Genomic DNA, 17,946 nt, shown 5'->3' with positions numbered 1-17,946 from the left:
CTGGAAGGGAGCACTTAACCGCTTCACTATCCAGTTTGAAGAACGGATGAAGCCGAATTAAACGAAATTCCGTTTACACAAAATCCAGCACACCCTCAGAAGTGCTTCTTAAACTATGCAGATATTTGTCTGGACAGATGGGTCCACTTTACCTCGTCGATATTTACTCAACGAGGTTTTTATAAATACATACACAGCAACAAATCAGCGTGACACGCCTTTTTTGCTCCATGCCTCTAACTGATGCGGCCGTAAGCTGTCGTACTCTTCAAAAGGCTGATGAATCCATGGGTTAGTCGGTAGATAATCCACGTAAAAATCCGGTGTCATTGAAGAACAAGCCTTCCACCAGATCACAGCAGACTTCACTTCCGTCACAGGCGCATAGTTTTCTTTCAGGTGATGCAGAACTTTATCGAGGGTAACGCCCGAATCGACCAGATCGTCCACCACCAGAGCCCGGCCAGACAAAGCGCCGCGACTCATTGTGATGTGTTTGCCGATATCGAGCTCACTGCGCACCGTACCTGCGTCTTCACGGTAAGAACTGGTCGACAGAATCGCCAACGGCACATCGAAAATACGCGAAAACACGTCGCCGGGACGCAAGCCGCCGCGCGCCAGGCACAGCACCTGATCGAACTGCCAGCCGGACGCATGGACCTTCAGGACCAGTTTTTCAATCATACGATGATATTCATCCCACGGAACCCACAGGTGTTTATCATCCGATTTGTTCGCCATATTGTGTTTATTTAAATGGGTGGCGCAACACGATGGTTTCTTCGCGATCCGGCCCGGTCGACACCATATCGATAGGCACGCCTACTAACTCTTCAATACGCTTGATATAAGCGCGGGCGGCGGCTGGCAATGCATCCATCGATTTAGCGCCAACCGTGGATTCGCTCCAACCTGGCATTTCTTCATAAACAGGCTGGCACAGTGCCGCTTCTTCAGCGCCGACCGGGAAAATATCCACGCTCTTGCCATTGACCGTATACCCGGTGCAAAGCCTCAGCGTTTCGAGGCCGTCCAGCACGTCCAGCTTGGTCAGGCACATGCCGGAGACGCCGTTGATTTGCACCGACCGCTTCAACAACGCCGCATCGAACCACCCGCAACGACGGGCACGGCCAGTCACGGTGCCGAACTCATGGCCGACGCTGGCCAAATGTTTGCCAACGCCCTGATCCGTCGGCAGCTCGGATGGGAACGGGCCGGAGCCGACACGCGTAGTGTAAGCCTTGGTGATACCAAGGATGTAATGCAACATGTTCGGGCCAACGCCACTGCCTGCAGCGGCATTGCCGGCCACGCAGTTGCTGGATGTGACGAACGGATAAGTACCGTGATCGACATCGAGCAAACTGCCTTGCGCACCTTCGAACAGCAAGCTGGCGCCGCCATTGTAAGCCGCGTACAGATCGCTCGACACATCAGCAACCATCGGGCGCAGGCGCTCGACAGTGGCGAGCGCGTCGTCCAGCGTCTTTTGATAATCTACGGCGGGGGCCTTGAGGTAGTTGGTGAGAACAAAATTATGGTATTCGAGATTGGCTTTCAGCTTTTCCGCGAAACGCTCTTCGTTGAGCAGATCCGCTACGCGGATAGCGCGACGGGCAACTTTGTCTTCATAAGCCGGGCCGATGCCCTTGCCGGTGGTGCCGATCTTGGCGTCGCCACGCGCAGCTTCCCGCGCCGCATCGAGTGCGGTGTGGTACGGCAGGATGATCGGGCAGGCTTCAGAAATCTTCAGGCGCGACGCTACTTCTACACCGGCAGCTTGCAGCTTATCGATCTCGCGCAACAGGTCGGGCACCGACAATACTACGCCGTTGCCGATATAGCAGGCCACGCCTGGGCGCATGATGCCGGACGGGATCAACTGCAATGCCGTCTTGTGACCGCCAATGACCAATGTATGGCCAGCGTTATGGCCGCCTTGAAAACGCACAACTGCTTGTGCGTGATCGGTCAGCCAATCAACGATCTTGCCTTTTCCTTCGTCGCCCCATTGGGTACCAATCACAACGACGTTTTTTGCGGTGCTTTTCTGTAACATCACTTAATCCAAATTTTTGATAATCCAGTTTCCATTTTCGAGTACAACCGCACGGTCGCAATCGAATTCGTCTTGATCGTTCTCATGACCGGGCAAGCTCTGGATCACAACTTCCCCAGCCTTGCGCAATTCAACGATCTTTTCTTTCAAAGCTGCGTCCACTCCCCAGGGGGCATGAACCGCGCGCTTGCGTGTGGCAACGGGAATTAGCCTGGCCAATTCCCGCAAATCCATCGAAAACCCTGTCGCCGGACGCGACCGCCCAAACGCCGCGCCCACATCATAACGACCGCCTCGCGCTAACGCATTTGGCAAACCCGGTACGTACGCAGCGAAAATTAAGCCGCTCTCATAATGATACCCGCGTAAATCGGCTAAATCGACAGTCACGCAATCTTTCCCAGCGGCTGCGGCCAACATTTCCAACTCATCTAGCGCCTTATCGATGACTGGCAAGGCTGGCAACACATGGCGCGCCTGTTTCAGCACGCTCACATCGCCATACAAGCCGGGCAATGCCAGCAATGCAGCGCGCGTTTCAGTCCTGTAGCTAACGCTGATGGTACGTAATCCAGGTAAATCCTTGGCTTCGAGCAATGCCACCAGATCAGCTTCATCGACCTTGGCTGCGCCATCTCCGGCGATAATGGTGCGCAAGATACCGACATGGCACAAATCCAGGCGCACCTGGGAAATGCCGGCCAAGGCAAGCGTTGCCAACACCAGTTCCTGGATTTCTGCATCCGCTTCAAGGCCGAGATGGCCATAAATTTCAGCGCCGATCTGCAACGGCTCGCGCGTCGCGTGTAGGCCCGATTGCCGAGTGTGCAATACACTGCCGACATAGCACAAGCGCGTAACCGATTCGCGGTTGAGCAAATGGGCATCAATACGCGCCACCTGAGTGGTCATGTCCGCTCGAATACCGAGCGTGCGCCCCGAGAGTTGATCCACCAGTTTGAAGGTACGCAAATCGGTATCCTGGCCGGCGCCCGCCAACAGCGACTCCAGGTATTCCAGCATCGGCGGCATGACCAGCTCGTAGCCGTACAAGCGGAAATTGTCCAGTATCAGGCGACGCAAATCTTCTATCTTGCGCGCTTCCGATGGCAAGACATCGGCAATATTTTCAGGAAGAAGCCAATTTGGCATAGTAAAAATGAATCTTAGAAAAAACTTTCCGCAAGAAGTTAAATATCAAATCTTGCCGGAAAAACATCATTAATAATGACGACGCATGTAACTGGAGAGGCAAGCGGTTAAGCCTCAAAAATAGCGAATGGCGCCTCAAGCGAAGGCGCCATTCCCGTCCAGCTGTTTACCGCTGCCGATTAAAGCGGTTTGTTTATTTTTTGGCAGGAGTTGCAGTTCCGCCAGCAGGGCTTCGGAAATATTTAAAGAATTCCGAATTTGGATCAATCACCATCAGATCTTGACGGGTCTTGAAGCTGGTACGATAGGCTTCCAGGCTGCGATAAAATTTATAAAACTCCGGATTTTGCCCGAATGCCTGGGCATAGATCTGCGAAGCTTTAGCATCACCCTCACCGCGCATTTTTTCTGCGTCGCGATAAGCTTCTGCAAGAATAACCGTACGTTGCTTGTCGGCATCAGCGCGAATCTTTTCGGATTCAGCAGAGCCGGTAGAGCGCAATTCATTCGCCACTCGCAGACGTTCGGATTTCATCCGATCATAAACCGAGGAGTTAATCTGGTCGACATAATCCACCCGCTTTAAACGCACGTCGATAATATCGACGCCGATCTGTTTGGCCTCATCCTGCACCTTTTGACGAATCGAATCCATCACCTTGCCGCGCTGTCCGGAAATCACCTCGCGCACTGTACGCTTGGTGATCTCATCATTCAGGGCTGCCTTGACGATTTGCGACATACGATCTTGGGCGCGCTTCTCATCACCACCAAAACTGACGAAATACAATTTCGGATCGGTAATGCGCCATTTCACGAACGCGTCGATCAGAATATTCATTTTCTCGGCGGTAATGAAACGATCGGTGTCGGGCGGATCGATGGTTAATATGCGGTTATCCAAAAATAGTACATTCTGAAACGGCGGTGGCAGCTTGAAATGCAAGCCAGGCTCCTTGATCACCTGTTTGACCTCGCCGAATGCGAACAAAATAGCGTACTGGCGCTGATTGACGACGAAAACCGTCGACGACAACACCATCAGAGCGATAAATGCACCTATCACAGCTACAATAAGACGATTCATTATCGACCCTCCCGATCACGAGAGTCGCGGCTATCACGGGAGCGATCGTCGGCTTGCGCCCGCGACTCAGTCGGCACAACATTATCCTTTAAGGCCGGGGCCGTCACGCTTCCTGATGCTGCACTGGTAGCGGCAGCGCTGTTGGCTGTGGCGCTGGCGGCAGATTGCGCAATCAGCTTATCCAATGGCAAATACAAAAGATTGTTTCCGTTTTTGGCATCAACCATCACTTTTGTTGTACTAGCAAAAATCTGTTGCATGGTATCCAAGTACATACGATCGCGCGTCACTGCCGGCGCTTTCTGATATTCAGTCAAAACCTGCTTGAAACGCGAAGCATCACCCTCAGCGCTGGCAGTGACACGTGCACTGTAGGCCTCAGCTTCCTCCAGCAAGCGCGATGCGGCACCGCGCGCCTTCGGAATTACGTCGTTGGCGTAAGCCTGGCCCTCGTTCTTTTGCCGTTCACGGTCTTGTCCAGCCTTGACTGCATCGTCAAACGCTGCCTGAACCTGCTCCGGCGGCTGCACTCCTTGCATGGTGACATTAGTAATTTGTACACCTGTCTTATAGCGATCAAGAATTTGCTGCATCAACTGGCTGGTGTCCTGCGCTACTTTTTCACGGCCTTCGTACAGTACGAAATCCATCTTGTTTCTACCGACGATTTCACGAATCGACGTTTCGGCCACCTGGCGCACGGTTTCCTCTGGATCACGAATATTAAAAATCCAGTCGGAAGCACTTTTCAATGTGTATTGAACGGCAAACTGGATATCGATGATGTTTTCATCATCGGTCAGCATCAGGGCTTCTTTGGGCTGCTTGTTCTTGGCATTGGCGCGGTAGCCAACCTCGACTGTCCGCACTTGCGAGACATTGACGATTTCATGACTCTGGATCGGGTATGGCCAGCGCCAGTTGAAGCCCGGCGCGGTCGAGTGGTTGTATTTGCCGAAGGTCATGACAACGCCGGTCTGGCCTTCCTGAACGGTAAAGAAACCACTGGCCAACCACAGCAAGAATGCCACGACAGTAATGGCACCGACCCCCAGCCCGGCGCCCTTCATATCAGGACTGAAGCCACCACCGCTTGAGTCATTACCACCACCGCCATTCTTGCCGCTCAGCAAGCGATTCAAGCGCTGATTAAATTCTTGCCAGAGTTTATCCAGGTCTGGAGGACCGTTATTTGGCTTTTTGCCATCATTATTTTGCTTGTTGTCATTTTGCGAATTACGACCCCATTGCGGGTCATTCAACGAAAATTTCAAGCCCAATTTTTTGAATAAGGTACCAAGCATTCGATCGTTATCTTTAAGTAAATGAATAAGGGGTTGGAATGCTCGTCAGAGGCGTGTGCATGGTGTCTATTTGGTGTGTATGTATCATGAAATGATGCGAAACTGCTTCACCGCTGCTTAATATGCTGTTCTTCGTGCCATTCTTCAACTTCTGAAACCGGCATCGAGTAATTCGGCAACGCAGGGGTCTGGGTAACAAATTCGCCTATTGCATGCCGTAATAAATCAAGCCCGATACCTTTTTGCGCACTAATAAAAATTCGTTGAATTTTATCATACTCATCACGTTCCATATCCGGGGCCAGTTCAGCCGTGTCAATCTTGTTCCAGACCAGAATCTGCGGGATATGATCAGCGCCTATCTCTTTTAGCACCAGATTGACCTGTTCGATCTGCTCCAACCGGGCTGGGCTAGCCGCATCGACTACATGCAATAGTAAATCGGCATGGATAGTTTCTTCCAGCGTTGCCCGAAATGCGGCAACCAGTTGGTGCGGCAATTCGCGGATAAAGCCGACCGTATCGGAAATTACGACGCTACCGGCCTCGCCCAGGTACACGCGCCGGGAAGTAGTGTCCAGCGTCGCAAACAGTTGGTTTGCGGCATATACGCCAGCTTTGGCCAGCGCATTAAATAAAGTTGATTTACCGGCGTTGGTATAACCTACCAGCGAAATCGAAATAGTTGCACTACGGCCACGGGCACGCCGTTGTGTAGCGTGCTGCCGATGGAGTTTATCCAGCCTGACGCGTAAGGCTTTGACGCGATCACCGAGCAAGCGACGATCGGTTTCAAGCTGAGTTTCACCGGGCCCACGCAGGCCTATACCGCCTTTTTGCCGCTCCAAGTGCGTCCAGCCGCGTATCAGTCGTGTCGCCAAGTGCTGCAATTGCGCAAGCTCAACTTGTACTTTACCTTCATGACTCTTGGCTCTCTGAGCAAAGATATCAAGTATTAAGCTGGTGCGATCCAGAACCCTCACTTTGAGAACGCGCTCAAGATTACGTTGTTGCGCCGGCGACAGCGCATGATTGAAAATAACGATCTCGAGCTCATCATCAAGCACTGCATCGGCAATTTCCTGCGCCTTTCCGGAACCAACAAACAAAGCCGCATCCGGGCTGCTACGCTTGCCGGTGATCGTGACGACCGGCAACGCACCAGCCGAACTGGCCAGCAAGGAAAGCTCTTCCAGACTTGCGACAAAGTCACCTTTGCCGAAGTCCACTCCGACTAACGCTGAACGCATAGGAACAATCGTAGTACAGCCATCATCGGCAGCAAATGTTTATTCTGTTTCAGATTCAAGATTCAGATTGACAGCGCGCGCAGGAACAACGGTTGAGATGGCGTGCTTATATACCATTTGGGTAACGGTATTACGCAGTAAAACAACGTATTGATCGAAGGATTCAATATGGCCTTGAAGTTTGATTCCGTTGACCAGATAGATCGAAACCGGAACATGCTCTTTGCGCAAGGCGTTCAAAAACGGGTCTTGTAACAATTGCCCTTTATTACTCATGGCTACTCCACTGTGTTGTTGTGATTAGAAGTCAAACGAAAACTACTTTTTGAACCAATAAGATTCGAAGTGAATGACTCGGTGGGTGTTTAGCGAATGTAAACGATTTTCTGATTTACTGCCAATGGAAAAATTATTTTTCCTGGCGCGCGTATGGGTTCCTGCTGGATCTGAACTCGATGCGTAATGGAGTCCCAACCAGAGAAAAAGTTTCCCGGAAATGCCTCTCAAGATAACGTTTATAGTTATCTTCGATCGATTCCAGCGCATTGCCGTGAATAACGACGATCGGCGGGTTCATGCCACCTTGGTGAGCATAACGCAGCTTCGGACGAATCGATCCCTTACGGCGCGGCTGCTGGTGCTCTACCGCCTCGATCAGGGCCCGCGTCAGCTTCGGCGTCGTCAGGTTGGACATCGCTGCGGCGTACGCCGAGTCGATCGATTTCATCAGCGGTGTAATACCGGTCGATTTCAGTGCCGAGATGAAATGGAACTTTGCAAACGACAGGAAATTCAGCTTGCGATCCATATCCATCTTGATTTCATCGCGACGGTCGCTGGTCAAGCCATCCCATTTATTCACGCCGACGACCAGCGCGCGCCCGGATTCCAGCACGAAACCGGCGATGTGCGCATCCTGCTCGGAGATATCTTGTTGCGCATCAAGCAGCAACAAGACCACGTTAGCTTCCGAAATCGATTGCAACGTCTTGACTACCGAAAATTTCTCGATTGCCTCGAACACCTTGCCACGACGACGAATACCGGCGGTATCGATGAATGTGTATTTCTTACCTTCGCGCTCGAACGGAATCTCGATCGAATCGCGGGTAGTGCCAGGCATGCCAAATGCTATGACGCGCTCCTCGCCCAGCAAGGTGTTGACCAAGGTTGATTTGCCGACGTTCGGCCGGCCAACGATGGCGATCTTTATGCCACGATCCTTGTCTTCCGGCTCGGGCTCTTCGGCCGCACGCTGAGAGAACGCAAGATCAAGCGACTCTTCTACTAGATCGGCGACACCATCGCCGTGCGCAGCCGAAATGACATAGGGATCGCCCATGCCCAGCTCGTAAAACTCGGCCGTGACCGAGGTGTACTTCATGCCCTCTGACTTGTTCACCACCAGCATCACCGAGCGGCCCGACTTGCGCAGAAAATCGGTAATAGTCTTGTCGTGCGGCGTCAATCCTTGACGGCCATCAACGATGAAAATCACAATATCGGCTTCGGCTACGGCTTGCTTGGTCTGCTTGGCCATCTCGTGCATGATGCCGTCTTTGGCAACCGGCTCAAAACCGCCAGTATCAATCACCAGGAATGGCCGCTCGCCAACCCGGCCTTCGCCGTAGTGGCGATCGCGAGTCAGGCCGGGCAAATCGGCGACCAACGCGTCACGGGAACGCGTCAGACGATTGAATAACGTCGATTTGCCGACATTGGGACGTCCTACTAGAGCAATTACTGGCTTCATTAAATTGTTACTCTGTCGCAAAAGCGATTAAGGTTCCTGCTTTGGTTTGAAAAATTACATTGGAACCCACAACGATCGGGTTCGGCAGCACAGCGCTGCTGTCTGCACGAACACGGGCGATCAGGGAGCCATCTTCACGGGACAAGAAATGAATATATCCCTCAAAGTCGCCAACCACAACTGAATTACCCAGCACAGCCGGGGTTGTCAGCACACGATTGGCGAGCTGCTTGTTTTGCCATACTACCGCACCGCTATCCAGAGCGAATGCGCTTACGGCGCCGTTCTCATTGACGGCAAAGATGGTGCGCTCATCGGCACCGATGCCAACATCGCTGGAAAACGGTTTGGCCCAATGGGCCGTGCCGCTGCCGGCGTCAAAACAACCGACCCGCCCTTGGTAGGCGACGGCACACACCTGACGACCGATAATCACCGGCGTGCCCGAGGCATCGGCTATCCGCTCAAGTTCGGTCGTGCCGCGCGGATCGCCAATCGCCATTTCCCACCATGGGCCCCCATTGGTCAGATTCAACGCCGACAAACGACCGCCCGGTAGCGCAAGGAAAGTTGCCTGAGGCAGGACCAGAACGCCGGGAGCCGAACGCAGGGTCAGCGAAGGCAATGTGCGCAATACAGCCCAGCGGCGTTCGCCGGTGTCAGCGTCATACGCCGCAATCCGGTTATCGAGACTACATACGATCACCAAGCCTTGACCAACCGCGGGAGCAGACAGAATTTCGCTAGACGCCTGGGCTTGCCAACGCTTTTTTCCTTGAGCATCAAAGGCCAGCAATACGCCCTTCTCGCCAGCGACGGCCACCGTGTTGCCATCGCTGCCAACACCACCGGTAAGGTGCGTACCTGCATTAATACGCCAAGCCACTGCGCCGGTGAGCCCATCTAACCGAGCCACCGTACCGTCAGCTGAAGCAGCATATATGCTGCCGTTGGCGGCAACCGGGGAAAAAGTGAAGATCGATGCGCTACCGATCGACAGCGTCCATGCCTGACGAACTTTAAGGCTTTGCGTGAACTCAACCAGCGGCGCAGGAGGGTTACTCGGTTTCTTGCCAGCGAACAAGGAGCAGCCACCCAACATTAGCAATGCGCCGACAAAGGCGACTTTCACTGCAATACGCATATTCTTCCTTTTTTTGAATTATCAGGCTGCGGCTTTGGCTGGTGCGCCGCCAATCGCGTCAAGTTTCAATTGAATCAGTTGCCTGCCAGGATTCTGGCTATCCATTTTATCCAATGCCAATTGATAGGCAGCGCGAGCTTCGTCAATCTTGTTCTGCGCGACCAGGATATCGCCCTTGCGATCAGCGACAGCACTGGCGAAAGGCGCAGGAACATCTGCTGCCAACACCTTCAAGCCATCATCGTAAGCTTTCTGGTCCAGCAGGATGCCCGCCAGACGTACCCGCGCAAGCGCACGATAGTCGTCATCGGCACCATGATCTACCGTCCATTGCAATTGTTCCTTTGCGCCATTCAGATCGTTGGCGTCAAAGGCAACCTTGGCGGCCGATAGCGCGGCCATGCCAGCATAGGCCGTGCTGCCGAATTTCTGCTGAATATCTGCAGCAGCTCGCTGCACCTTGGCGGACACCGCTTTTTGCAACTCATCATACAACTGCGATGCCTGCAAGGCTTGGCTGCGCTGGTAATAATTCCAGCCAGACCAGCCAGCATAGGCACCCAGAGCGATAATCAGCGCCCAGGTCGTCAGGTTGCCATATTTTTTCCACCAATCCTTCAGCGCTGCCAGTTGTTCCTGTTCGTCGAGATCGAATGCCATATGATTTTATTTCTTAGTGATGATAGTGAATATGTTGATGACCACCGTGGTCATGACCGTCGTCGCCGACGATCTGATCCACCAGATAATCGCTTACTGCATCGAACGGAACGACACTCTGATTGCCGGCACTAGCTTTGTCGAGATTGTCGTCGCCATCGCCGTCGGCACGCAAGGTCTTGACGGTCGCCGTATGATTGGTGACTTCATCTTCGCCGATGATGATGGCGTAAGCAGCACCGCTGGCATCGGCACGTTTCATCTGAGATTTGAAACTGCCACCGGCATTCGACGAAGCGCAATGTAGCACAACATCGAGTCCGGCATTGCGCAAACGCTCTGCCAGAATGAATGATTGCAGTTGCGCCACCTCGCCCTGGTGCACCAGATAAACGTCGCATTCATTGCGCGTTGCCTGTTCGCCGTTGGCGCGCATCAGCTCCAGCAAGCGTTCGACGCCCATCGCAAAACCACAAGCCGGTGTAGGCTTGCCACCAAACATTTCGACCAGCGGATCGTAACGTCCGCCGCCGCATACTGTTCCCTGCGCACCAAGCTGGTCGGTAACCCACTCAAACACGGTGCGGTTGTAGTAGTCGATGCCACGTACCAGGCGCGGATTGATGGCGAACGGGATGTTATTGTGGCGCAGAATTTTTTGCACACCTTCGAAGTGGGCACGCGATTCTTCCCCCAGATAATCCAGCAGTTGCGGAGCGCCGTTGACCATTTCCTGCATGGTCGGATTCTTGGTATCGAGAATGCGCAGCGGGTTGCTGTGCAAACGTCGTTGCGCGTCGCTGTCGAGCAGGTCGTGATGTTTTTCAAAATACGCGATCAAGTCTGCGCGATGGCGATTGCGCTCCTCAGCATCGCCGATGGAATTCAATTGCAACTGTACGTCCTGTAGACCGAGATCATCCCACAAACGCTGGCACATCATGATGAGTTCGGCATCGATGTCGGGGCCGGTAAAACCGAGGGCTTCCGCGCCGACCTGATGAAACTGGCGATAGCGCCCGCGCTGCGGACGCTCGTGGCGGAACATCGGGCCGCTGTACCAAAGGCGCTTGGGGCCGTCATAGGTCAGGTTGTGCTCGATCGCCGCACGCACCACACCGGCTGTGCTTTCTGGACGTAAAGTCAGGTTGTCACCGTTCATCGAATCGGTGAAGGAATACATTTCCTTTTCGACGATGTCGGTGACAGCGCCGAGGCCACGCGCAAACAATGCGGTCGGCTCGACGATTGGCGTGCGAATCTTCTGGAAGCCGTAGCTCTTCAGTACCGACTCGACGGTGTTCTCGAACAACTCCCACAGTGCCGCATCGGCAGGCAGAATATCGTTCATACCTTTTACGCCGACGATTTTTTCGGCCTTTTTATTTTCTGACATTCTTATTCAATCTTCTTTAATTCACTTCAGTTCAATTCAATACGCCGGTAGAGATCCGTTCCGACGGACGCCCGGCCTGCAACTGACCGCCCGTATCCGCTCAAACCAATACATGGCCGTAATGACTCTTAATATAATCCAGAACCACCGCCTGGAATTCTTCAGCAATCCGGTCGCCGCGCAACGTCAGCTTCTTTTCGCCGTCGATAAACACGGGCGCTGCGGGCGATTCACCGGTGCCAGGCAAACTGATGCCGATATTGGCATGCTTAGATTCGCCCGGGCCATTGACGATACACCCCATCACCGCCACATTCATGCTTTCGACGCCCGGATACGCTTTTTTCCAAACCGGCATCTGGTCACGCAAATACGTCTGTATCTTGTCGGCCAGATCTTGAAATACGGTCGACGTGGTGCGTCCGCAACCAGGGCACGCAATCACCATCGGTGCAAACTTGCGCAAGCCCATGGTTTGCAAAATCTCTTGGCCGACGATGACTTCTTTGGTCCGATCGCCGCCCGGCTCCGGCGTCAGGGAAATACGGATCGTATCGCCGATTCCTTCCTGCAACAGCACCGACAATGCAGCCGTCGAAGCAACGATCCCCTTGCTGCCCATGCCTGCTTCGGTCAGGCCAAGATGCAACGGGTAGTCGCAGCGGCGCGCGAGTTCGCGATACACCGCGATCAAATCCTGGACTCCGGAAACTTTACACGACAGGATGATCTTATCGCCCCCCAACCCTAATTCTTCTGCACGTTGCGCGTTCTCGATGGCCGACGTCACCAGGGCTTCATACATCACCGCCTGCGCCGGCCAAGGCTGGCTACGCAACGCATTCTCATCCATGATACGCGCCAGTAGCGCCTGATCCAGACTGCCCCAATTGACGCCGATACGTACCAGCTTATCGTACTTACAGGCAATTTCGATCATTTGCGCAAACTGCGTGTCGCGCTTGGCGCCCTTGCCGACATTACCGGGATTGATACGATATTTCGACAGCGCCTGAGCACACTCCGGATAGTCGCTTAGCAGCGTGTGGCCGTTGTAATGAAAATCGCCGACCAGGGGCACATCAATGCCCATCTTATCGAGCTGTTCGCGAATTGCCGGCACCGCTGCTGCGGCTTCCGGATTATTCACAGTGATACGCACCAGCTCCGAGCCGGCACGCGCCAGATCCTTGATCTGGATCGCGGTGCCGATTGCATCGGCAGTGTCGGTATTGGTCATCGATTGCACCACCACAGGTGCCCCGCCACCAACCAATATCTTGCGTTCGCCATAGCTCACGGCGGCGCTGCGGCTGACGCGCCGCAAGCAGGGGCCGGAGCCGATCGGTAGATTTATCTGCGACATACGCCGCTCTCCTTCAACTTGTTCAAGCTTACTTCAGATTCAAACGAGCCACATTTGTCTTGGAAGTGGCCTTCAAATCAAGCGGCTGCCCGCGTAGCATGGCATCGACGCCATCCAGGTTGCCGATAGTGACCGAGACCGGCTGAGTGATATCAAACGACTGCGAATCACCAGCCTTTACCAGACGCGAAATTAATACCGAATTATCGGCACGCTTGATTTCAACCCATGAATCCTGCCTAAAATTCAGGCTCAACTGATTGCCATTCGCGCCTTGAGGCGCTGCCGGCACTGCGGTTGTCGCGTTTGCTGGGGCAGAGACAGGTGCATCGCCACCATTGGCCACAGTGACTGCCGCCGCATTGACGACTGGAACTGGAACTGGAACTGGTGCAGCGTCAGCGGGCGCCTTGGTTGCAGAGGCCTCTGCCGCGCTTGGCGACAACGGCAATTCGGTGCTGCTTTTACCACTGGCGGCGCAAGGCGTCGCCGCTGCCGTCGTTTTTTCGGCAGCCGGATGTAATGCATTTCCCACCATCGGCAACAGATCCAGGCGCATCCCGACAGCCAGCAACAGGAGCACCACGGCGCCCGCTATCAGCCATTTATAAGCAAATCTGGTACGCCCCATGACAGTGAAACGAGATTCGGGAAAAGGTGTCGACAATTGATTGCGACGGCCGTTTGACAGTTCCTTAGGCTCGGCCGCAGGCGAGATCTGTGCAAGCAGCACAGTCGGATCAAGCCCCAGCAATTTTGCATACGAACGGATAAAGCCACGCGTCATGACCATGGTAGGCAAAGCTGCATAATTGTCGACTTCGATCGCCTCGATCTGGCGCGGAGCCAGTTTCAAATAACTGGACACCTCTGCGATCGAAACCCCCAATTGCTCGCGCTTACTGGCAAGTTGCGCACCGAGTGATGCAGGACTGACGCCAGCAACCTGCGGCGAGACGGATTCTGCATTTACCTCATCGACAATCTTCGACTTCAACTGTTCCGACTCACTCATCAAACGCTCCACGTTGGTAGGCGGCAAACTCCGGTGAGCCGGCGAAACGACGGCGTAACTGGGTTACCAAACTTGTTTCTGCAGCAGTGTCGCCCAACTTTCGCTCCACTTTAATGGCTTCCCAAAGCGCTTCCGCATTAGGCGCATCCGCTTTCAATACTAAGCCGATATAAAACCGGGCACGCTCCAGATCATTGCGGTCATACGCCAATTTCGCCAGACTAGCATTGGTCAAGGGATTACTGGCGTCGAACTGAAAAGCTTGCAACAGATAGCGCTCCGCTGCCACCGTATCATTGAATTTCAGGCTGCACACACCTGCATTGGCCAACGCCTTTGCCGGCGACTGATAAGCCCGGCTCTTCAACGCCGCCTCAAAATGAACGATCGACTCCTTCGGCCTGCCACTCTGACAAAGAAACCACCCGTAATTATTAGAAAAATCAGGGTTGCCCGGCGACAGCCGCAGCGCGCGCTGGAAATTATCGTCGGCCAAGCGGTTTTCGTCCATATCCATATAGATCAGGCCACGCACGCTATAGGCATCGGCCAACTCCGGATTTGCCGCTACGGCTTGCTTGATCTCGTCAAGCGCGACTTCCAGCTGTCCCTGCCCGAAATAACCAACCGCCAATTGCAGACGTATACTGGCACGCCGTTGCGCTTCAGTCTGATCTGAACTGGTGGCCAGTTCACGCCGCGAACCGCTTTCGCCTTCTGCGAAAGCCGACTGATTGGCGCAACCACTCAACCCACTTAACAACGACAACGCGCCTGCCGCAAGCGCGAGACGACTACTCCAACATCCATGCTTTCGACCGACTTTTTTTATCACTGAGACACCTCGATGATACGGCCGAAATTTTTACCGAACTTCTGCTGATATTCGGTCATTTTTTGCATCCGCTCCTGCACCCGGGTTCGATCCTGTACTTCACCAGCCAGTTGACCACAAGCGGCGTCGATATCGTCGCCGCGGGTTTTGCGCACGGTGGTGACGATACCTGCATCCATCAATATCTGCGCGAACGCCTTGATCCGCGGATTTTTGGAGCGTCTCAGCCCCGACTCTGGGAACGGGTTAAAAGGGATCAGGTTGAATTTGCATGGCACGGCAGGGCCACCAGCCTGGCCCTGCACCAGGGCAATCAACTCGCGTGCATGCGCATCGGTATCATTGACGTCGTCCAGCATGCAGTATTCAAAGGTAATGAAGTCGCGCGGCGCGAACTCCAGATAGCGCTTGCAAGCAGTCATCAAGTCGCGCAACGGGTATTTTTTGTTCAGCGGCACCAAGCCGTCGCGCAAGGTGTCATTCGAGGCATGCAGCGAAACCGCCATCGCCACAGCGCAATCCTGAGACAGCTTGTCGATCATCGGCACCACGCCGCTGGTAGACAATGTCACACGACGACGCGACAGGCCATACGCATTATCGTCAAGCATCAGCTTGAGTGCGGTCACCGTTGGTTCGTAATTCAACAATGGTTCGCCCATGCCCATCATCACCACGTTGGTGATCTGACGCTCGCCCTTATGACCCGGCTCGATGCCCTTTGAATTGCGCAATTCGAACTCTGCCATCCAGAGCTGGCCAATGATCTCACCGACGCTCAGGTTGCGGCTGAAGCCCTGCTTGCCAGTTGAACAGAAGCGGCAATTCACCGCACAACCGGCTTGCGTCGAAATACATAGCGTGCCGCGATTTTCTTCCGGAATGAACACGGTTTCCACAGCATTCCCGTGACCGACATCGAGCAGCCATTTGCGGGTACCGTCGGTGGAGGTGTGATCGCTGATCACAGCCGGCGCGGCGATGAACGCACGGGTCGCCAGCTTATCGCGCAACGACTTCGCTAAGTCGGTCATTGCGTCGAAATCGTGTGCACCGAACTGATGAATCCAGCGCAATAATTGTTTGGCGCGGAATGGCTTCTCCCCCAACTCGCCGCAATATGCGGCCAGTTGCGCGGGATCCAGATCCAGCAGGTTGGTGAGAGTAGTCATTGCATTTCCATTTTCTATGCCGCAGGGTGGGTACAAGAGTGGGTACAAGATGCCCGCACAACCGACGCATCACTGCATCGTCAAAGGCGCTGCATGCCCACCCCACAGCTACAACAAAACAACTTTCCCACCCCACAGCTACAACAAAACAACTTTAATTGCGCTTAAATCGCAACTCAGACGGCTGGGAAGAAGTAAGCGATTTCAACTTTCGCTGTTTCAACCGCATCCGAGCCATGTACTGCGTTTGCGTCGATCGAATCAGCGAAATCGGCGCGAATAGTGCCTTTTTCTGCCTTCTTAGGATCGGTTGCGCCCATCAGGTCGCGGTGCTTCAATACTGCGTTTTCGCCTTCCAGCGCTTGAATCATGACTGGGCCGGAGATCATGAAATCAACCAGGTCCTTGAAGAAAGGACGCTCGCGATGAACCGCGTAGAAGCCCTCTGCTTCTTCACGGGACAGCTGAGCCATGCGTGCAGCAACGATTTTCAGGCCAGCGTTTTCAAAACGGGTATAAATTTGGCCGATTACGTTTTTTGCGACTGCGTCCGGTTTGATAATCGACAGGGTGCGTTCAATTGCCATCTGAAAAACTCCAATGAAATGAAAGGGTTAAAATGCTTATTTAAATGACTGGTTAATAATTCAATCAACCTTTGATTTTAACACGAGATTTTAACACGAAACACCCATATAGAATCGTCAAAACTAGCCAAAAAGCAAGGTGCTTATCCCGTCAAACTGAACGACCAACAAAAAACACCGGGCCACGATGCAAAATCTGCGGAGAACCAGTTGGGCGGCTTACTGTCTGACACAAAGATGTCACTAGCAAATGCTATGATCGCCACGGTTTATTATTTTTGCAATTTCCAAAGGAGTCCTTCATGAACCCAAATCTGCAATCAACCTATTCACCAGGCAGCACCGCGCTGAGCGCACAACACCGTGTGCTGCGCAATACGTACTGGCTACTGGCACTGTCCATGCTGCCGACCATTGCAGGGGCATGGCTTGGCGTTCAGATGGACTTCAGCTTCTTCCGCAACAGCCCGCTGATCGGTTTTATCGCCTTCATGGTCGTGGCATTCGGCTTCTTTTATGCGATTGAAAAAACCAAGAATACCGGTTGGGGCGTACTTCTTCTGCTCGGCTTTACTTTTTTCATGGGGTTGATGCTGTCACGCCTGATTGGACATACCCTAGTTGGTTACTCTAACGGCGCAACCTTGATCATGATGGCGTTTGGCGGCACCGCCAGCGTTTTTGTTGTTATGGCAAGCATTGCAACAGTCAGCAAACGCGATTTCTCCGGCATGGGCAAATGGTTGTTCGCCGGCGCGATAGTTCTGCTGCTGGCCTCGCTAGCCAACGTTTTCCTGCAAATCCCAGCGCTGTACCTGGCAGTGTCGGTTATTGCAATCGCGATTTTTTCGGCCTATATCATCTATGACGTGCAGCGCATCATCAACGGCGGCGAGACAAATTACATTTCAGCAACACTGAGTTTGTATCTCGACGTCTACAACATTTTCGTCAACCTGCTGTCGCTGCTGGGCATTTTCGGCGGCAATCGCAATTAAGACGAACCCAAACGCCAATGAAAAAGCCGACCATAATCTGAGCTTCCCCCGAAATTTAGTCTTCCATAGGTAACGTAAAATCAACGATCCTTTGGAAAGACCAGCAATGAAGAAGATACCAAAACAGATGTACACGGCGGAGTTCAAGGAGCTAGCCGTGCA

Annotated in this window: 17 protein-coding genes; 1 reads left to right on the top strand and 16 read right to left on the bottom strand. The window is 53.5% G+C overall.

What is annotated here, in order from left to right:
* Window positions 1-204: 204 nt before the first annotated feature.
* The 16 genes from ACIQ0R_RS04560 to ndk form a co-directional block, all read right to left on the bottom strand.
* Window positions 205-744, bottom strand: a complete 540-nt coding sequence (locus tag ACIQ0R_RS04560) for a phosphoribosyltransferase (RefSeq protein ID WP_395824177.1) — start codon at window positions 742-744, stop codon at window positions 205-207.
* A 7-nt stretch (window positions 745-751) separates the two neighbouring features.
* A complete protein-coding gene (locus tag ACIQ0R_RS04555) occupies window positions 752-2,065 on the bottom strand; it encodes an adenylosuccinate synthase (RefSeq protein ID WP_395824174.1) in 1,314 nt (437 codons plus the stop codon).
* Window positions 2,066-2,068: 3 nt separating this feature from the next.
* The gene (locus ACIQ0R_RS04550) at window positions 2,069-3,217 is read right to left on the bottom strand and encodes an ATP phosphoribosyltransferase regulatory subunit (protein WP_395824171.1); all 1,149 of its coding nucleotides are present in this window, start codon (window positions 3,215-3,217) and stop codon (window positions 2,069-2,071) included.
* Between the two features lie 193 nt (window positions 3,218-3,410).
* Entirely contained in the window at window positions 3,411-4,304 is an 894-nt protein-coding gene (gene hflC, locus ACIQ0R_RS04545; RefSeq protein ID WP_395824168.1) for a protease modulator HflC, read from the bottom strand.
* Window positions 4,304-5,608, bottom strand: a complete 1,305-nt coding sequence (gene hflK, locus ACIQ0R_RS04540; RefSeq protein ID WP_395824164.1) for an FtsH protease activity modulator HflK — start codon at window positions 5,606-5,608, stop codon at window positions 4,304-4,306. The genes hflC and hflK overlap by 1 nt, the downstream gene beginning before the upstream one ends.
* 107 nt (window positions 5,609-5,715) lie before the next feature.
* Window positions 5,716-6,858, bottom strand: a complete 1,143-nt coding sequence (gene hflX / locus ACIQ0R_RS04535) for a GTPase HflX (protein WP_395824161.1) — start codon at window positions 6,856-6,858, stop codon at window positions 5,716-5,718.
* 39 nt (window positions 6,859-6,897) lie between these two features.
* Window positions 6,898-7,134 carry an RNA chaperone Hfq gene (gene hfq / locus ACIQ0R_RS04530; protein ID WP_395824158.1) on the bottom strand — a complete coding sequence of 79 codons (237 nt, stop codon included), beginning with the start codon at window positions 7,132-7,134 and terminating at the stop codon, window positions 6,898-6,900.
* Between the two features lie 133 nt (window positions 7,135-7,267).
* Complete coding sequence (gene der / locus ACIQ0R_RS04525) at window positions 7,268-8,611, bottom strand: ribosome biogenesis GTPase Der (protein WP_395824155.1); 1,344 nt, start codon at window positions 8,609-8,611, stop codon at window positions 7,268-7,270.
* Window positions 8,612-8,618: 7 nt separating this feature from the next.
* The gene (bamB, locus tag ACIQ0R_RS04520; RefSeq protein ID WP_395824152.1) at window positions 8,619-9,755 is read right to left on the bottom strand and encodes an outer membrane protein assembly factor BamB; all 1,137 of its coding nucleotides are present in this window, start codon (window positions 9,753-9,755) and stop codon (window positions 8,619-8,621) included.
* Between the two features lie 21 nt (window positions 9,756-9,776).
* Window positions 9,777-10,415 (bottom strand): YfgM family protein, encoded by a 639-nt coding sequence (locus tag ACIQ0R_RS04515; RefSeq protein WP_395824149.1) that lies wholly within the window; start codon window positions 10,413-10,415, stop codon window positions 9,777-9,779.
* Between the two features lie 13 nt (window positions 10,416-10,428).
* Window positions 10,429-11,811, bottom strand: a complete 1,383-nt coding sequence (gene hisS / locus ACIQ0R_RS04510; protein WP_395824146.1) for a histidine--tRNA ligase — start codon at window positions 11,809-11,811, stop codon at window positions 10,429-10,431.
* A gap of 100 nt (window positions 11,812-11,911) precedes the next feature.
* On the bottom strand, window positions 11,912-13,177 hold the full coding sequence (gene ispG / locus ACIQ0R_RS04505) for a flavodoxin-dependent (E)-4-hydroxy-3-methylbut-2-enyl-diphosphate synthase (protein ID WP_395824143.1): 1,266 nt from the start codon (window positions 13,175-13,177) through the stop codon (window positions 11,912-11,914).
* Between the two features lie 28 nt (window positions 13,178-13,205).
* The gene (locus tag ACIQ0R_RS04500; RefSeq protein ID WP_395824140.1) at window positions 13,206-14,192 is read right to left on the bottom strand and encodes a helix-turn-helix domain-containing protein; all 987 of its coding nucleotides are present in this window, start codon (window positions 14,190-14,192) and stop codon (window positions 13,206-13,208) included.
* Window positions 14,185-14,961 (bottom strand): type IV pilus biogenesis/stability protein PilW, encoded by a 777-nt coding sequence (gene pilW, locus ACIQ0R_RS04495; protein WP_395824137.1) that lies wholly within the window; start codon window positions 14,959-14,961, stop codon window positions 14,185-14,187. The genes ACIQ0R_RS04500 and pilW overlap by 8 nt, the downstream gene beginning before the upstream one ends.
* Window positions 14,962-15,023: 62 nt before the next feature.
* Window positions 15,024-16,199, bottom strand: a complete 1,176-nt coding sequence (gene rlmN, locus ACIQ0R_RS04490; protein ID WP_395824132.1) for a 23S rRNA (adenine(2503)-C(2))-methyltransferase RlmN — start codon at window positions 16,197-16,199, stop codon at window positions 15,024-15,026.
* A 176-nt stretch (window positions 16,200-16,375) separates the two neighbouring features.
* Window positions 16,376-16,786 carry a nucleoside-diphosphate kinase gene (gene ndk, locus ACIQ0R_RS04485; protein WP_395824129.1) on the bottom strand — a complete coding sequence of 137 codons (411 nt, stop codon included), beginning with the start codon at window positions 16,784-16,786 and terminating at the stop codon, window positions 16,376-16,378.
* Between the two features lie 302 nt (window positions 16,787-17,088).
* On the opposite strand from ndk, the gene ACIQ0R_RS04480 reads away from it, so the two are divergent.
* A complete protein-coding gene (locus tag ACIQ0R_RS04480) occupies window positions 17,089-17,784 on the top strand; it encodes a Bax inhibitor-1/YccA family protein (protein WP_395824125.1) in 696 nt (231 codons plus the stop codon).
* Window positions 17,785-17,946: the final 162 nt, after the last annotated feature.

It is taken from the genome of Collimonas sp., assembly GCF_044339385.1.
GTDB lineage: Bacteria > Pseudomonadota > Gammaproteobacteria > Burkholderiales > Burkholderiaceae_D > Collimonas.
This window is presented reverse-complemented; position numbering and strand designations above follow the sequence as displayed.

Excerpts from the sequence above, each read along its gene's own strand:
- ispG (WP_395824143.1), bottom strand. The coding sequence starts at position 13,177 with ATGTCGCAGATAAATCTACCGATCGGCTCCGGCCCCTGCTTGCGGCGC.
- der (WP_395824155.1), bottom strand. The coding sequence starts at position 8,611 with ATGAAGCCAGTAATTGCTCTAGTAGGACGTCCCAATGTCGGCAAATCG.
- ACIQ0R_RS04560 (WP_395824177.1), bottom strand. The coding sequence starts at position 744 with ATGGCGAACAAATCGGATGATAAACACCTGTGGGTTCCGTGGGATGAA.
- bamB (WP_395824152.1), bottom strand. The coding sequence starts at position 9,755 with ATGCGTATTGCAGTGAAAGTCGCCTTTGTCGGCGCATTGCTAATGTTG.
- hflX (WP_395824161.1), bottom strand. The coding sequence starts at position 6,858 with ATGCGTTCAGCGTTAGTCGGAGTGGACTTCGGCAAAGGTGACTTTGTC.
- ACIQ0R_RS04550 (WP_395824171.1), bottom strand. The coding sequence starts at position 3,217 with ATGCCAAATTGGCTTCTTCCTGAAAATATTGCCGATGTCTTGCCATCG.
- hflC (WP_395824168.1), bottom strand. The coding sequence starts at position 4,304 with ATGAATCGTCTTATTGTAGCTGTGATAGGTGCATTTATCGCTCTGATG.
- hfq (WP_395824158.1), bottom strand. The coding sequence starts at position 7,134 with ATGAGTAATAAAGGGCAATTGTTACAAGACCCGTTTTTGAACGCCTTG.
- rlmN (WP_395824132.1), bottom strand. The coding sequence starts at position 16,199 with ATGACTACTCTCACCAACCTGCTGGATCTGGATCCCGCGCAACTGGCC.
- ACIQ0R_RS04515 (WP_395824149.1), bottom strand. The coding sequence starts at position 10,415 with ATGGCATTCGATCTCGACGAACAGGAACAACTGGCAGCGCTGAAGGAT.
- ACIQ0R_RS04480 (WP_395824125.1), top strand. The coding sequence starts at position 17,089 with ATGAACCCAAATCTGCAATCAACCTATTCACCAGGCAGCACCGCGCTG.
- hflK (WP_395824164.1), bottom strand. The coding sequence starts at position 5,608 with ATGCTTGGTACCTTATTCAAAAAATTGGGCTTGAAATTTTCGTTGAAT.
- ACIQ0R_RS04500 (WP_395824140.1), bottom strand. The coding sequence starts at position 14,192 with ATGAGTGAGTCGGAACAGTTGAAGTCGAAGATTGTCGATGAGGTAAAT.
- ACIQ0R_RS04555 (WP_395824174.1), bottom strand. The coding sequence starts at position 2,065 with ATGTTACAGAAAAGCACCGCAAAAAACGTCGTTGTGATTGGTACCCAA.
- ndk (WP_395824129.1), bottom strand. The coding sequence starts at position 16,786 with ATGGCAATTGAACGCACCCTGTCGATTATCAAACCGGACGCAGTCGCA.
- hisS (WP_395824146.1), bottom strand. The coding sequence starts at position 11,811 with ATGTCAGAAAATAAAAAGGCCGAAAAAATCGTCGGCGTAAAAGGTATG.